At 60.3% G+C, this 14,485-nt stretch carries 13 protein-coding genes; 10 read left to right on the top strand and 3 right to left on the bottom strand.

Going from position 1 to position 14,485, the window contains the following annotated elements; all coding sequences use genetic code 11:
• Positions 1–166: 166 nt before the first annotated feature.
• Both AC1RDQ_RS28345 and aptA read right to left on the bottom strand, forming a co-directional pair.
• Positions 167–1,660, bottom strand: coding sequence for a CoA-acylating methylmalonate-semialdehyde dehydrogenase (locus AC1RDQ_RS28345; protein ID WP_090452969.1), 1,494 nt, complete (start codon positions 1,658–1,660; stop codon positions 167–169).
• Positions 1,661–1,837: 177 nt separating this feature from the next.
• Complete coding sequence (aptA, locus tag AC1RDQ_RS28350) at positions 1,838–3,187, bottom strand: omega-aminotransferase AptA (protein WP_057712120.1); 1,350 nt, start codon at positions 3,185–3,187, stop codon at positions 1,838–1,840.
• A 138-nt stretch (positions 3,188–3,325) separates the two neighbouring features.
• Here aptA and AC1RDQ_RS28355 point away from each other — a divergent pair, with 138 nt between their 5' ends.
• From AC1RDQ_RS28355 to AC1RDQ_RS28380, 6 genes are all read left to right on the top strand, one after another.
• Positions 3,326–4,246: a LysR family transcriptional regulator gene (locus AC1RDQ_RS28355; protein WP_090452967.1), complete on the top strand. Its 921-nt coding sequence runs from the start codon at positions 3,326–3,328 to the stop codon at positions 4,244–4,246.
• Positions 4,247–4,351: 105 nt separating this feature from the next.
• The gene (locus AC1RDQ_RS28360; protein ID WP_057712122.1) at positions 4,352–5,002 is read left to right on the top strand and encodes a TetR/AcrR family transcriptional regulator; all 651 of its coding nucleotides are present in this window, start codon (positions 4,352–4,354) and stop codon (positions 5,000–5,002) included.
• Between the two features lie 6 nt (positions 5,003–5,008).
• Positions 5,009–5,590, top strand: coding sequence for an IMPACT family protein (locus tag AC1RDQ_RS28365; protein ID WP_218495123.1), 582 nt, complete (start codon positions 5,009–5,011; stop codon positions 5,588–5,590).
• A 546-nt stretch (positions 5,591–6,136) separates the two neighbouring features.
• Positions 6,137–7,702, top strand: a complete 1,566-nt coding sequence (locus AC1RDQ_RS28370; RefSeq protein ID WP_492588743.1) for an ABC transporter ATP-binding protein — start codon at positions 6,137–6,139, stop codon at positions 7,700–7,702.
• Between the two features lie 11 nt (positions 7,703–7,713).
• A complete protein-coding gene (locus tag AC1RDQ_RS28375; RefSeq protein ID WP_492588744.1) occupies positions 7,714–8,820 on the top strand; it encodes an ABC transporter permease in 1,107 nt (368 codons plus the stop codon).
• Entirely contained in the window at positions 8,820–9,746 is a 927-nt protein-coding gene (locus AC1RDQ_RS28380) for an ABC transporter permease (RefSeq protein WP_057712126.1), read from the top strand. Before AC1RDQ_RS28375 ends, AC1RDQ_RS28380 begins: the two co-directional genes overlap by 1 nt.
• A 62-nt stretch (positions 9,747–9,808) precedes the next feature.
• Here AC1RDQ_RS28380 and AC1RDQ_RS28385 read toward each other — a convergent pair whose 3' ends face one another.
• A complete protein-coding gene (locus tag AC1RDQ_RS28385) occupies positions 9,809–10,249 on the bottom strand; it encodes a hypothetical protein (RefSeq protein WP_492588745.1) in 441 nt (146 codons plus the stop codon).
• 82 nt (positions 10,250–10,331) lie between these two features.
• On the opposite strand from AC1RDQ_RS28385, the gene AC1RDQ_RS28390 reads away from it, so the two are divergent.
• The 4 genes from AC1RDQ_RS28390 to AC1RDQ_RS28405 all read left to right on the top strand — a co-directional run bounded on the left by AC1RDQ_RS28390 (position 10,332) and on the right by AC1RDQ_RS28405 (position 14,305).
• The gene (locus tag AC1RDQ_RS28390) at positions 10,332–10,688 is read left to right on the top strand and encodes a MerR family transcriptional regulator (RefSeq protein ID WP_150756635.1); all 357 of its coding nucleotides are present in this window, start codon (positions 10,332–10,334) and stop codon (positions 10,686–10,688) included.
• 19 nt (positions 10,689–10,707) lie between these two features.
• Positions 10,708–11,397, top strand: a complete 690-nt coding sequence (locus AC1RDQ_RS28395) for an SDR family oxidoreductase (protein WP_090452961.1) — start codon at positions 10,708–10,710, stop codon at positions 11,395–11,397.
• Positions 11,398–11,552: 155 nt separating this feature from the next.
• Positions 11,553–12,911: an 8-oxoguanine deaminase gene (locus AC1RDQ_RS28400; protein ID WP_492588746.1), complete on the top strand. Its 1,359-nt coding sequence runs from the start codon at positions 11,553–11,555 to the stop codon at positions 12,909–12,911.
• Between the two features lie 311 nt (positions 12,912–13,222).
• On the top strand, positions 13,223–14,305 hold the full coding sequence (locus AC1RDQ_RS28405; protein ID WP_090452959.1) for a BMP family ABC transporter substrate-binding protein: 1,083 nt from the start codon (positions 13,223–13,225) through the stop codon (positions 14,303–14,305).
• Positions 14,306–14,485 lie beyond the last annotated feature (180 nt).

Here is a 14,485-nt window from a genome sequence, read left to right on the forward strand (position 1 = left end):
TTGTTTATCAAGGAGTTTTCCGTTTCGACTGCGCCGGAAGTGGGGCGAATTATAGACACCTGGAATCTGCCGTCAACAGCTATTTTCACAATTCTGTCATATAGGGCAAAAAAGCCCCGAAAACAAAAAGGCCGACCCAATGGGTCGGCCTTCTGCGCCCTTCTACTTACAAGCTAGGGAACGCGAATTGCGAAGCCTCGTGGCTCGCACGCTGTGGCCAGCGCTGGGTGATGGCCTTGCGACGGGTGTAGAAGCGCACGCCATCCGGGCCGTAGGCATGCAGATCGCCGAACAGCGAACGCTTCCAGCCGCCAAAGCTGTGATAAGCCACCGGCACCGGCAGCGGTACATTGACACCGACCATGCCGACTTCGATTTCGTCGCAGAACAACCGCGCGGCTTCGCCGTCACGGGTGAAGATGCAGGTGCCGTTGCCATATTCGTGATCGTTGATCAGTTGCATGGCTTCTTCCAGGCTGTTGACCCGAACAACGCACAGCACCGGCCCGAAGATCTCTTCTTTATAGATGCGCATTTCTGGCGTGACGTTGTCGAACAGGCAACCACCCAGGAAGAAGCCTTCCTCGTGACCAGCGACGGTCAGGCCTCGGCCGTCCACCACCAGTGTCGCGCCGGCAGCTACGCCGTCTTCTACATAACCGCTGACCTTGTCGCGCGCCTGGCCAGTCACCAGTGGACCCATGTCCAGGCCGCAGTTGGTACCGGCACCGATTTTCAGCGCCTTGATTTGCGGAACCAATTTGGCCACCAGTGCATCGGCCACCTGGTCACCCACGCACACCGCTACCGAGATTGCCATGCAACGCTCGCCGCAAGAACCGTAAGCCGCGCCCATCAGTGCGCTGACGGCGTTGTCCAGGTCTGCATCCGGCATCAGCACGGCGTGGTTCTTCGCACCGCCCAGGGCCTGGACGCGCTTGCCACGCTTGGTGCCTTCGGAATAGATGTATTCGGCAATCGGCGTCGAACCCACAAAGCTCAGCGCTTTGACTTCCGGCGCTTCGATCAATGCGTCCACCGCAGTCTTGTCACCGTGTACCACGCTCAGCACGCCTTTGGGCAGGCCAGCCTCCAGCAGAAGCTGTGCAATCAGCAGCGTCGAGCTCGGGTCACGCTCGGAAGGCTTGAGGATAAAGCAGTTACCGCAGACGATCGCCAGCGGGTACATCCACAACGGCACCATGGCCGGGAAGTTGAACGGAGTGATACCGGCCACCACGCCCAGCGGCTGGAAGTCAGACCAGGCATCGATGTTCGGTCCGACGTTACGGCTGTACTCGCCCTTGAGGATTTCCGGAGCCGCGCAAGCGAACTCGACGTTCTCGATGCCGCGCTTCAATTCACCGGCAGCATCTTCCAGGGTCTTGCCGTGCTCTTCGCTGATCAGTTGGGCGATACGCGCTTCGTTCTGCTCCAGCAGTTGCTTGAAGCGGAACATCACTTGGGCACGCTTGGCCGGCGGCGTGTTGCGCCAGGCCGGGAATGCAGCCTTGGCCGCGTCGATGGCGCTCTGGATGGTTTCGCGGGTCGCCAGTGGCAACTTGTGAATAGCCTGGCCGGTAGACGGGTTGAACACATCAACCGCGCGACCGTTCTCGGTCACCAGTTCGCCATTGATCAAATGCGGAATAACGCTCATGGAAGCTCCTGAAAAGTTGTCCACAGGCGTCCGTTAAAGAGCGCCTGCTATATAGATGTTTTTTGTAGGAGCGAGCTTGCTCGCGAAGATGGTGAGGGCGCTGTGTTCATCCAGGCAGCCCACATCATCGTTAACGTCCATCGCGAGCAAGCTCGCTCCTACAGGTGTGTTGTCAAATCAGTCGATCTTGCTCAGCACTTCGCCGACCGCGTCGAACAGACGATCCAGGTCCTGCGGCTTGCTGTTGAAGGTTGGGCCGAACTGCAGGGTGTCGCCGCCGAAGCGTACGTAGAACCCGGCTTTCCACAGCGCCATGCCGGCTTCGAACGGACGCACGATCGCGTCGCCGTCACGTGGAGCGATCTGGATCGCGCCGGCCAGGCCGTAGTTGCGGATGTCGATGATGTTCTTGGTCCCCTTGAGGCCGTGCAGCGCATTTTCGAAATGCGGTGCGACTTCGGCCACGCTCTGTACCAGGTTTTCCTTTTGCAGCAGGTCGAGTGCTGCCAGGCCAGCGGCGCAAGCCACCGGGTGCGCGGAATAGGTGTAGCCATGGGGGAATTCAACCGCGTATTCAGGCGTCGGCTGATTCATGAAAGTCTGGTAGATCTCGGAGCTGGCAATCACCGCGCCCATCGGGATCGCACCGTTGGTGACTTGCTTGGCGATGCACATCAGGTCCGGTGTCACACCGAAGGTGGTAGCACCGAACATGGTGCCGGTACGGCCGAAACCGGTGATTACTTCATCAAACACCAGCAGGATGTTGTGCTGGTCGCAGATTTCACGCAGACGCTTGAGGTAACCCTGTGGCGGCACCAGCACGCCAGCGGAACCGGCCAATGGCTCGACGAATACCGCCGCGATGTTCGACGCATCATGCAGTTCGATCAGCTTCAACAGCTCGTCAGCCAGGGCGATACCGCCCTGCTCCGGCATGCCACGGGAGTAAGCGTTGCTTGCCAGCAAAGTGTGCGGCAGGTGATCGACGTCCATCATCGCCTGGCCGAACAGCTTGCGGTTGCCGTTCACGCCACCGAGGCTGGTGCCGGCGATGTTCACACCGTGGTAGCCACGGGCACGGCCGATCATTTTGGTCTTGGTCGACTGGCCCTTCAGGCGCCAGTAAGCACGGACCATTTTTACAGCGGTGTCAGCGCACTCGGAACCCGAGTCGGTGAAGAACACGTGGTTGAGGTTGCCCGGGGTCAGGTCGGTGATTTTTTCAGCCAACTGGAAGGACAGCGGATGGCCGTACTGGAAACCTGGCGAGTAATCGAGGGTACCCAGTTGCTTGGCGACCGCTTCCTGGATTTCCTTACGAGTGTGCCCGGCGCCACAGGTCCACAGACCGGAGAGCGAGTCATATACCTTGCGGCCTTTGTCGTCGATCAGCCAACTGCCTTCGGCGCCAACGATCAGCCGTGGGTCGCGCTGGAAGTTGCGGTTGGCGGTGTAAGGCATCCAGTGAGCATCGAGCTTGAGCTGGCTGGCCAGGGAAGTCGGTGCGTTTTCAGGCTGGTTCATGGGCGTAACCTCGCAAGGCAATAAGCGGCATAAGGATTGAAAACCGTTGTTGCAGCTAAATTGCCACGGGGATAAAGTCGGTGAAATCCAACTTTTCTAATGTTCAGTCAGCCAACTACTAAACTTTGAGTAACCCGCATGAGTACTCGCCGTCCCGATCCGCTAGCCCAGGTCAGCGACTTTGATATTCGCCTGCTGAGGATTTTCCGCAGCGTGGTGGAATGCGGCGGCTTCTCCGCGGCGGAGACCGTACTGGGCATCGGTCGCTCGGCGATCAGCCAACAGATGAGCGATCTGGAGCAACGCCTCGGCCTGCGCCTGTGCCAACGGGGACGTGCCGGGTTTTCCCTGACCGAAGAAGGCCGCGAGGTCTATCAATCGGCATTGCAGCTGTTAAGTGCGCTGGAAAGCTTCCGCACCGAGGTCAATGGCCTGCACCAGCACCTGCGCGGCGAATTGATCATCGGTTTGACGGACAACCTGGTCACCCTGCCCCACATGCGCATCACCCATGCCCTCGCGCAATTGAAAGAACGCGGCCCGGACGTGCAGATCCAGATCCGCATGATCGCGCCCAATGAAGTCGAACAAGGCGTGCTCGACGGTCGCCTGCACGTCGGCGTGGTACCGCAGGCCAGCGCATTGTCGGGGCTGGAGTATCAACCGCTGTATAGCGAGCGATCGCTGTTGTACTGCGCGGTCGGTCACCCGCTGTTTTATGTCGACGACAAACAACTGGACGACACGCGTCTGAATAGCCAGGACGCCATCGCCCCGACCTTTCGTTTGCCGGCGGAAATCCAGGCCCATTATCAGGCGCTCAATTGCACCGCCAGCGCCTCGGACCGCGAAGGCATGGCCTTCCTGATCCTGACCGGACGCTATATCGGTTACCTGCCGGATCACTACGCGAGTCTTTGGGTACAGCAAGGCCGGTTGCGAGCGCTGAAAGAAAAAACACGCTTCTATGACCTCAGCCTGGCGTCGGTCACACGCAAGGGACGCCGACCGCATCTGGTGCTGGAGAGTTTTCTCGAGAGCCTGGCCGCGACGCGTTGAAAACTGTGGGAGCGGAGTAAGGTTTTATTGTGTGAGGTCTTGTCTGAAGCCGGTGGGTACGTTATCAACGCACTGGCCGTCCCACCCACCCGTTCGGAAGTGCTTATGACCTTTGAAGTCCCAGCCCACGGCGCAAAATCTGTCAGCCGCATTCGTCAAAAAAACGAAGAGACCATCATCAAGGCCGCCGAAGACGAGTTCGCCCGTCACGGGTACAAAGGCACGAGCATGAACACCATCGCCCAGAACGCCGGGTTGCCTAAGGCAAACCTGCATTACTACTTCACCAACAAGCTCGGTTTGTACGTGGCGGTGCTGAGCAACATCATCGAGCTGTGGGACAGCACGTTCAACACCCTCACCGCCGAGGACGATCCGAGCGAAGCCTTGACCCGCTACATCCGCGCCAAAATGGAGTTCTCCCGGCGCCAGCCGCAAGCCTCGCGGATTTTCGCCATGGAAGTCATCAGCGGCGGCGAGTGCCTGACCGAGTATTTCAACCAGGACTATCGCGCCTGGTTCCAGGGTCGTGCGGGCGTGTTCCAGGCCTGGATCGACGCCGGTAAAATGGACCCGGTCGATCCGGTGCACCTGATCTTCCTGTTGTGGGGCAGCACCCAGCACTACGCCGACTTCGCCACGCAGATCTGCCGCGTCACCGGACGTACCAAGTTGACCAAACAGGACATGGAAGACGCCGGGGATAACCTGATCCGCATCATTCTCAAGGGCTGCGGCCTGAAACCTGCCATCTAAGCACTTATGCCATTTACCCTCAGCGGTTTTTGCGAATACCGCGAAGAGATTCGCAAGAGCCGCTTCATTACCTTCGCCGCGCCGATCTCCAGCCCCGCCGAGGCCCAGGCGTTCATTGAACAGCACAGCGACTTGAATGCCTCGCACAACTGCTGGGCCTGGAAGCTCGGTGATCAGTACCGCAGCACCGATGATGGTGAGCCCGGCGGTACGGCCGGCCGGCCGATTCTGGCGGCGATCGAGGCACAGGATTGCGATCAGGTCGCGGTGCTGGTGATTCGCTGGTATGGCGGCATCCAACTGGGCACCGGGGGGCTAGCCCGAGCCTATGGCGGAGGTGCAAACAAATGCCTGCAAGCGGCGCCAAAGCTCGAGCTGATCAGCCGGGTGCCACTGCATTGCGCTTGCGGATTTGCCGAGTTGGCTCTGGTCAAGCTGCGGGTGGCGGAGGCAGGTGGATTGGTTGTGGATGAAAGCTTCACCGCCAATGGTGTCGAGTTGCAGTTGGCCGTAGGCGATGCGCAAATCGACACCTTGCAGTCACAACTGGCCGATTTGAGTCGCGGGCGAATTTTGTTACGGCGCTAAAAGGCTTCAGCACCGGCTGCAATTTTTTGGGGCACGCCGTTTTTTCACTTATTCCATATTTGCCCACATCTGCTGTGCACCCGCCTGTGGATAACCTGAGCACATACCGCTGTAACCCTTTTGTCATGCGGCTTTGCGGACTTTGCTCAATTTTCGTCCAATCTGCCATCAAGCACGTCAAATTCAAATAAAAACAAATAGTTACAGCGGTTTATCGCCTTTAGAAGTAGCCACTCAGTGCTTATGCCCGTGCTGTGAGCTTGCACACAAATACTGTGGAGCAATCTGTGGATAACCCGTTCATGGCCGTCTCGGCGCCGTGTACGGTATGGCTTGTGGTCGATTGCTCATTTTTTGAGCAAAACCGCACGAGCAAAATCGGGGCTTGATTTGCGCCATTGCCCCCATGTGGTGCCGGGTTGTGCGTGGCACATTTGAAAGCTGCGTACTGAACGCCTCTGGTCGCAGGACTTCGAGATTTTCCTGACCTAGTGGCCAGAAAATTGCTTTATCCACAGGCACAAGTCCAACAGCACTGAGCCTGTCATGCCCAATCACGCTCCAATCCCTGATCCAGTTCCGCGCCTGCAACTGCGCAGAATCACAAAACGCTACCCCGGCTGCCTGGCCAACGATGCCATCGACCTGACCATTGCCCCTGGCGAGATCCATGCCCTGCTCGGCGAAAACGGTGCGGGCAAAAGCACGCTGATGAAGATCATCTACGGCGTTACCCACGCCGATTCCGGCGAGGTGATCTGGCAAGGTCAGCGGGTGAGCCTGCGCAACCCGGCCCAGGCCCGGGGTTTGGGAATCGGCATGGTATTCCAGCATTTTTCGCTGTTCGAAACCCTGAGCGTGGCACAGAACATCGCCCTGGCCATGGGCGCGGCGGCAGGCACACCCAAACAGCTTGAGCCGAAGATTCGCGAAGTGTCCCGACGCTACGGCATGACGCTGGAACCGGAGCGACTTGTCCACAGCCTGTCGATCGGTGAACGGCAGCGGGTGGAAATCATTCGCTGCCTGATGCAGGACATCCGCCTGTTGATTCTCGATGAACCGACTTCGGTGCTGACGCCGCAAGAGGCCGATGACTTGTTCGTTACCCTGCGCCGACTCGCCGCCGAAGGCTGCAGCATTTTGTTCATCAGCCACAAGCTCGGGGAAGTGCGTGCGTTGTGCCACAGCGCAACGGTTTTACGAGGCGGTCGGGTGGCCGGGCATTGCGTGCCGGCCGAGTGTTCGAACCAGCAACTGGCGCGCTTGATGGTCGGTGAAGCGGCGGAGTTGATCGCTGACTATCCGAAGGTTACCGGAGGTGATGCGTGCCTTGATGTCCGTGGATTGTCCTGGCACAACCCGGACCCATTCGGCTGCTCGCTTGCCAACATCGACCTTGAAGTGCGCCGCGGTGAAATTGTCGGCATCGCCGGTGTCGCCGGCAATGGCCAGGATGAGTTACTGGCCTTGCTCAGCGGCGAAGCACTGCTGCCCCGCAACGCCAGCGCGACGATCCGTTTTGGCAAGGAGCCAGTCGCCCATTTGCGTCCCGATGCTCGCCGCCAACTTGGTCTGGCGTTCGTCCCCGCCGAACGCCTGGGTCATGGTGCAGTGCCGGAACTGAGCCTGGCGGACAACGCGCTGCTGACTGCGTTCCAGCACGGCTTGGTGAGTAACGGCCTGATCCAGCGCGGCAAAGTCGAAGCACTGGCCGAGGAAATCATCCGCCGTTTCGGGGTCAAGACACCCGATAGCCAGGCGCCGGCCCGCAGCCTGTCCGGCGGCAACTTGCAGAAATTCATCCTCGGTCGGGAATTCCTTCAGCAACCCAGACTGCTGGTCGCCGCACACCCGACCTGGGGCGTGGACGTCGGTGCCGCCGCCACCATTCACCGCGCCTTGATTGCCTTGCGCGATGCCGGCGCGGCGATCCTGGTGATCTCCGAAGACCTGGACGAACTGTTCCAGATCAGCGACCGGCTCGGCGCCTTGTGCGGCGGTCGGCTGTCGGCGCTCCACGCCACCGTCGACACCCGCCTGAGCGATGTCGGCGGCTGGATGGCCGGCCAGTTCGGTGCCCCTCAATCACTCGCATCCGCCACGCGCTAACGGAGTGTCACATGCTGCTTTCTCTTGAACCTCGCGGCCAGCAATCGCGCCTGATGCTGTGGTGCTCGCCGTTGCTGGCGGCTGCACTGACCCTGGGCTGTGGATCGTTGTTGTTTATCGCGCTCGGGCATGACCCGTTGCTGACCTTGCACACCTTGCTGATCGCACCGGTCAGCGACCTGTACGGCGTCTCCGAACTGCTGGTCAAAGCCCTGCCGATTCTGCTCTGCGCATTGGGCCTGGCCGTCGCCTATCAGGCGCGCATCTGGAACATCGGTGCCGAAGGTCAACTGCTGCTCGGTGCGTTGGCCGGCAGTGCGCTGGCGGTGAACATCATCGATATGCAAAGCCGCTGGGCGCTGGTGTTGATCCTGCTTACCGGCACCCTGGCGGGCGCTGCGTGGGCCGGGCTGACGGCGTGGCTGCGTACGCGCTTCAACGCCAATGAGATCCTGACCAGCATCATGCTCAACTACATCGCACTGAACCTGCTGCTGTTCTGCGTTCACGGCCCTTTGAAAGATCCCGCCGGGTTCAACTTCCCCGAGTCAGCGATGTTCGGTGACGCCAGCCGCCTGCCGCTGCTGATGGACGATGGCCGGGTCCACGCCGGAGTTTACTTCGCCCTGCTCGCGTTGGTGGCGGTATGGGTGCTGTTGCAGAAAAGCTTTGTCGGGTTCCAGATCAAAGTGCTGGGGCTGGACAAGCGTGCCGCCGGCTTCGTCGGCTTTCGCGAGAAGCGCCTGATCTGGCTCGCGCTGTTGATCAGCGGCGGCCTGGCGGGGCTTGCCGGTGTGTGCGAAGTCACCGGTCCCATCGGCCAGCTGGTGCCGCAGGTCTCGCCGGGCTACGGCTATGCGGCGATCACCGTGGCATTTCTCGGTCGTCTGAACCCTGTCGGCATCCTGTTTTCCAGCCTGTTGATGGCGCTGCTGTACATCGGTGGCGAAAGCGCACAAATGAGCCTGAACCTGCCGCAAGCGATCACCCAATTGTTCCAGGGCATGATGCTGTTTTTCCTGCTGGCCAGTGATGTGCTGATCCTCTACCGACCGCGTTTGAACCTGCGCTGGGCCCGCCGCGCGCAATCCACCGTCGTACAAACAGGAGCGATGTGATGGATATCGATCTGCTGAGCAATATTTTCTATGCCATGGTCCGCTGCGGTACGCCGTTGTTGCTGGTGGCGCTGGGGGAACTGATCTGCGAGAAAAGCGGCGTCCTCAACCTGGGCCAGGAAGGCATGATGCTGTTTGGTGCGGTGATCGGTTTCATCGTCGCGTTCAATACCGGTCACCTGTGGCTCGGCGTGTTGCTGGCAATGCTCGCCGGGATGCTGTTGTCGTCGCTGTTTGCCCTGGTGGCACTGGTGTTCAACGCCAATCAGGTGGCCACAGGTCTTGCCCTGACGATTTTCGGCGTGGGCCTGTCGACCTTCGTCGGTGCGGCGTGGGTCGGCAAGCCGCTGGCGGGATTCGAGCCGGTGGCGATTCCCTATCTGAGTGAAATCCCACTGATCGGGCGGATGCTGTTTGCCCAGGATCTGCTGGTGTATCTGTCGTTCGCGTTGTTTGCATTAGTGGCCTGGGTGATTCTGAAAAGCCGCGTCGGGCTGATCATTCAGGCGGTCGGGGAAAACCCGGATGCGGCCAGCGCCATGGGCTTGCCGGTGTTGGCCGTGCGGACCTTGGCGGTGTTGTTCGGCGGTGCGATGGCCGGGTTGGCCGGGGCTTACCTGTCCCTGGCTTACACGCCGATGTGGGCGGAGAACATGAGCGCCGGGCGCGGCTGGATTGCCCTGGCGCTGGTGGTGTTCGCCAGTTGGCGGGTGTGGCGCCTGCTGCTCGGCGCGTACCTGTTCGGGCTCGCCAGCATCCTGCACCTGGTGGCGCAGGGACTGGGGCTGGCGATTCCGTCGAGTCTGCTGGCGATGTTGCCGTATGTCGCGACCATTGGGGTGCTGGTGCTGCTGTCCCGGGATGCGGTGCGCACACGGTTGTATGCGCCGGTGTCGCTGGGACAGCCTTGGCAGGCCGGGCATTAGTGGTTGTCTGGTCTGGCCTCATCGCGAGCAAGCTCACTCCCACATAACCGCATCTTGCGTAATTAATGTGTCTGGCGCAGACCCTGTGGGAGCGAGCTTGCTCGCGATGGCTGCCGAACAGGCAACACTTGAGCAATGCCCCACGCCAATTCAAACACCAGAAAAACCACCAGCAGCGAACTCGCGCCATGGATCAGGGCATAAGCCTGCCAGGCCGAGAACAGGAATCTGCCCACGGCGTCATACCGCCCATAAACCTGCTGCGGATCACGAATCCGCAACACCGCCCATACGCACACAATCGAGCCCAACAAATTCGCCATCAACATGTGCACCGGCTCGAACGGTGGCAGCTCACCGGGCAAACTCAACGCCTGACTCACCCACGTCAAAACCCCATGCAACGCCGCAAAACTCCACGGCGTGACAAACGCGACCGTCACGATCAGGTCATACCAGGCACTGCCTTGCACCAACCGGCGATATTGCGTTGTAGTCCACATCGACATTGCTCCATCAATTCAGGGAGCAATAAGGCTAAAGCCTGGAGTATGCTCCAGGGTCAAGCCCCCTCGAGACGTCATGATGCGCATCGGTGAATTAGCCCAGGCCAGCGCCGTCAGCCGCGACACGCTGCGCTTTTACGAGCAGCGCGGATTGATTGCGGCGCAACGCAGCGCCAACGGGTATCGCGACTATCCGCCAGACATGGTGCAACTGGTGCAGTACATCAAGACCGCGCAACGGCTGGGCTTTACCCTCGGCGAGATCGGCAACAGCGTCGCTACAATCTGGCAGTCGCCCGATCCCGACAGTGCCGTCACGCAACTGCTGCAAGACAAACTCAAACTGATCGAAGCCCGCATGGCCGAACTCGGCGCGCTGCGCGATGAGTTGCAACAACGGCTCGGGCAACAGTGTCCATTGAATCCACGACTCTGAATTTTCAAGGAAGCCACTCATGTCCAAGGCAAAAACCGCGCTCATCATCGGCGCCTCCCGGGGGCTTGGCCTCGGGCTGGTGAAAACCCTGTTGGCCGATGGCTGGCAAGTCACCGCCACCGTGCGCGATCCGCAAAAAGCCGAAGCCTTGCAGGCCTTGGGCAAGGTGCGGATCGAAAAGCTCGACATGGACGATCAGCAAGCGGTGTCCGCCCTGAGCCAACAACTCAAGGGCGACGTGTTTGACCTGTTGTTCGTCAATGCCGGGGTTAAGGGGCCGGATGTCCAGACGCCGAACGGTGGCGCGACAATGGCCGAAGTCGGTCAGCTGTTTTTCACCAACGCCGTGGCGCCGATCAACCTGGCCCAGAGTTTTGTCGAGCAACTGCGACCGGACACCGGCGTGCTGGCGTTCATGAGTTCGGTGCTGGGCAGCGTGACCATGCCCGATGCGCCGGAACTGGCACTGTACAAGGCCAGCAAGGCGGCGCTGAACTCCATGACCAACAGCTTCGTCACTCAGTTGGGCGAAACCAGGCTCACCGTGCTGTCGCTGCACCCGGGCTGGGTGAAAACCGACATGGGTGGTGAAGGCGCGGACATCGACGTGGAAACCAGCACCCGTGGCCTGGTCGATCAGGTGAATGCGTATGTCGGCAAGGGTGGGCATCACTTCATCAATTACCGGGGCGAAACCATTCCCTGGTAATACCGCCGGGCTGCATCGGCCTGTCGGGTTGGGCTTGCCCGCCGGGTCGTTTTGATCGACACTTCGCACCTCGCCTCCCCGGCGAACCTGGATCAGCAGACAGGGCAACACTGAGCTGGCAACCCTGAACCCAACTTTCAGAGGAGCCGGCCAACATGCCTGCGACCCGTACCTGGTTAAAGAATCCCCTCGCCATTTTCACGTCCAATGGTCTCGATGCCCGTGGCGGTCTGGTGCTGCAAGACGGTTTGATCGTCGAAGTGCTCGGCGCCGGTCAACAACCGTCCGCACCGTGCAATCAAGTGTTCGATGCCCGCGAGCATGTGATCCTGCCGGGCCTGATCAACACCCATCACCACTTCTATCAAACCCTGACCCGCGCCTGGGCGCCGGTGGTCAATCAGCCGCTGTTCCCGTGGCTGAAAACCCTGTACCCGGTCTGGGCACGCCTGACCCCGGAAAAACTCGCTCTCGCCACCAAGGTCGCGCTGGCTGAATTGCTGCTGTCCGGTTGCACCACCGCCGCCGACCATCACTACCTGTTCCCTGAAGGTCTGGAAAACGCGATCGACGTGCAAGTCGAGAGCGTTCGTGAACTGGGCATGCGCGCCATGCTCACCCGTGGATCCATGAGCCTCGGTGAAAAGGACGGTGGCCTGCCGCCGCAACAGACCGTGCAGGAAGGCGAAGTGATCCTCGCCGACAGTCAGCGGTTGATCGCCGAGTACCATGAACGCGGTGACGGCGCGCAAATCCAGATCGCCCTGGCACCATGCTCGCCGTTCTCGGTGACGCCGGAAATCATGTCGGCCAGTGCCGAGCTGGCGAACAAACTCGACGTGCGCCTGCACACCCACCTGGCAGAAACCCTCGATGAAGAAGATTTCTGCCTGCAACGCTTCGGCCTGCGCACCGTGGACTATCTGGACAGTGTTGGCTGGCTCGGCCCGCGCACCTGGCTGGCCCATGGCATCCATTTCAACCCGGATGAAATCGCCCGCCTCGGCGCCGCCGGCACCGGTATTTGCCATTGCCCGAGTTCGAACATGCGCCTGGCCTCGGGCATCTGTCCGAGCATCGAGTTGACCGATGCGGGTGCCTTGCTTGGTTTGGGTGTGGACGGTTCGGCATCCAACGATGCCTCGAACATGATGCTCGAAGCGCGTCAGGCCCTGTACATCCAGCGCCTGCGCTACGGCGCCGAGAAGATCACCCCGGAGCGCGTGTTGGGCTGGGCGACCAAGGGTTCGGCGAGCCTGCTGGGTCGTAGCGATATCGGCGAGTTGGCCGTGGGCAAGCAGGCTGACCTGGCGATGTTCAAGCTCGATGAACTGCGTTTCTCCGGCAGTCATGATCCGGTGTCGGCGTTGCTGCTGTGTGGTGCTGATCGCGCGGATCGAGTGATGGTCGGTGGCAAGTGGCGGGTGATCGACGGACAGGTCGAGGGGCTGGATCTGAAGGGGTTGATTGCTGATCACAGCCAGGCGGCACGGCAACTGATCGCCGGGACCTGATACAACACCGATTAAAACTGTGGGAGCGAGCCTGCTTGCGATGGCGGTATTTCAGTCACTGACGATGTCGACTGACACACCGCCTTCGCGAGCAGGCTCGCTCCCACATTGGTTTTGTGGATTGGCGCACCAGTGGGTGGCAGCTGTGCAAGGACACGCACTGTTATCGGACTTGAAGGACCTGTCGCGAGCCCGCTCGCGATGGCATCACCGTGGATTCCAATTTTGTTGTCTTGTTGGTCAGCAACTTGCATTGCCCTGTGCAAGCCCGAGAGCTCAGCCAACCTCACAACAAAATGGAGTTTCAATTCATGCACAAACGCCCGTTGAAGAAGCTGCTTTGCGCCGTTGCGGCGGCCATTGGTTTGAGCGCCAGCCTGACCGCCGTAGCCGCCGATCCGCTGAAAGTCGGCTTCGTCTATATCGGTCCGATCGGTGACCACGGCTGGACGTATCAGCATGAACAGGGGCGCAAGGAACTCGCGGAAAAATTCGGCTCGCAGATCACCACCAACTACGTGGAAAACGTCGCCGAAGGCGCCGACGCCGAGCGGGTGATCCGCAACATGGCCAAGGACAACTACGACCTGATCTTCACCACCTCCTTCGGCTACATGAACCCGACGGTGAAAGTTGCCAAACAGTTTCCCAAGGTGACCTTCGAACACGCCACCGGCTACAAGCAGGACAAGAACCTCGGCACTTACCTGGCGCGCACTTACGAGGGCCGCTACGTCGGCGGCTTCCTCGCGGCGAAGATGACCAAGACCAAGAAGGTCGGCTACGTCGCCTCCTTCCCGATCCCGGAAGTGATCCGCGACATCAACGCCATCCAGTTGGCCCTGAACAAATACAATCCCGGCACCGAGATCAAGGTGGTGTGGGTCAACTCATGGTTCGATCCGGGCAAGGAAGCGGACGCCGCCAACGCGTTGATCGATCAGGGCGTGGACGTGGTGTTCCAGCACACCGACAGCCCCGCGCCGATCCAGGCCGCCGAACGTCGCGGCGTGTATGCCGTGGGCTACGCTTCGGACATGGCGCACTTCGGGCCGAAAGCGGTGCTGACCTCCATCGTCAATGACTGGGGGCCGCACTACGTTCAAGCAACCCAAAGCGTGCTCGACCATGACTGGAAATCCCGGGACTACTGGGGCGGTTTGAAGGAGGGCACCGTTGAACTACCGATCAGCGACCTGGTACCGGCGACGGTGAAGAGCGAAGCCGAGCAGCTCATCGCCGACATCAAGAGCGGTGCGCTGCAACTGTTCACCGGGCCGATCAAGGATCAGGCCGGGGTCGAGAAAATCCCGGCGGGCGAGAGTGCGACCACGGCGGAACTGGCGTCGATGAATTACTACGTGGAAGGCATGAAGGCCGAGATTCCGAAGTAATTCTCCAATGCTGAAACACCGTCCCTGTGGGAGCGAGCTTGCTCGCGATGGCGGACTTTCAGTCAGCAAAGATGTTTGTTGTGCTGGCCTCATCGCGAGCAAGCTGAACTGGTCAAGTAATCCCGGACACCGGTTACGGTGTTTATGCCGCTTTTTGCTCCATGGCTATTGGCGACAGAT

Source organism: Pseudomonas sp. GW823-FHT02E01 (assembly GCF_058797535.1).

Excerpts from the sequence above, each read along its gene's own strand:
- AC1RDQ_RS28360 (WP_057712122.1), top strand. The coding sequence starts at position 4,352 with ATGACCTTTGAAGTCCCAGCCCACGGCGCAAAATCTGTCAGCCGCATT.
- AC1RDQ_RS28400 (WP_492588746.1), top strand. The coding sequence starts at position 11,553 with ATGCCTGCGACCCGTACCTGGTTAAAGAATCCCCTCGCCATTTTCACG.
- AC1RDQ_RS28380 (WP_057712126.1), top strand. The coding sequence starts at position 8,820 with ATGGATATCGATCTGCTGAGCAATATTTTCTATGCCATGGTCCGCTGC.
- AC1RDQ_RS28375 (WP_492588744.1), top strand. The coding sequence starts at position 7,714 with ATGCTGCTTTCTCTTGAACCTCGCGGCCAGCAATCGCGCCTGATGCTG.
- AC1RDQ_RS28355 (WP_090452967.1), top strand. The coding sequence starts at position 3,326 with ATGAGTACTCGCCGTCCCGATCCGCTAGCCCAGGTCAGCGACTTTGAT.
- AC1RDQ_RS28345 (WP_090452969.1), bottom strand. The coding sequence starts at position 1,660 with ATGAGCGTTATTCCGCATTTGATCAATGGCGAACTGGTGACCGAGAAC.
- AC1RDQ_RS28365 (WP_218495123.1), top strand. The coding sequence starts at position 5,009 with ATGCCATTTACCCTCAGCGGTTTTTGCGAATACCGCGAAGAGATTCGC.
- AC1RDQ_RS28405 (WP_090452959.1), top strand. The coding sequence starts at position 13,223 with ATGCACAAACGCCCGTTGAAGAAGCTGCTTTGCGCCGTTGCGGCGGCC.
- AC1RDQ_RS28370 (WP_492588743.1), top strand. The coding sequence starts at position 6,137 with ATGCCCAATCACGCTCCAATCCCTGATCCAGTTCCGCGCCTGCAACTG.
- AC1RDQ_RS28390 (WP_150756635.1), top strand. The coding sequence starts at position 10,332 with ATGCGCATCGGTGAATTAGCCCAGGCCAGCGCCGTCAGCCGCGACACG.
- AC1RDQ_RS28395 (WP_090452961.1), top strand. The coding sequence starts at position 10,708 with ATGTCCAAGGCAAAAACCGCGCTCATCATCGGCGCCTCCCGGGGGCTT.
- AC1RDQ_RS28385 (WP_492588745.1), bottom strand. The coding sequence starts at position 10,249 with ATGTGGACTACAACGCAATATCGCCGGTTGGTGCAAGGCAGTGCCTGG.
- aptA (WP_057712120.1), bottom strand. The coding sequence starts at position 3,187 with ATGAACCAGCCTGAAAACGCACCGACTTCCCTGGCCAGCCAGCTCAAG.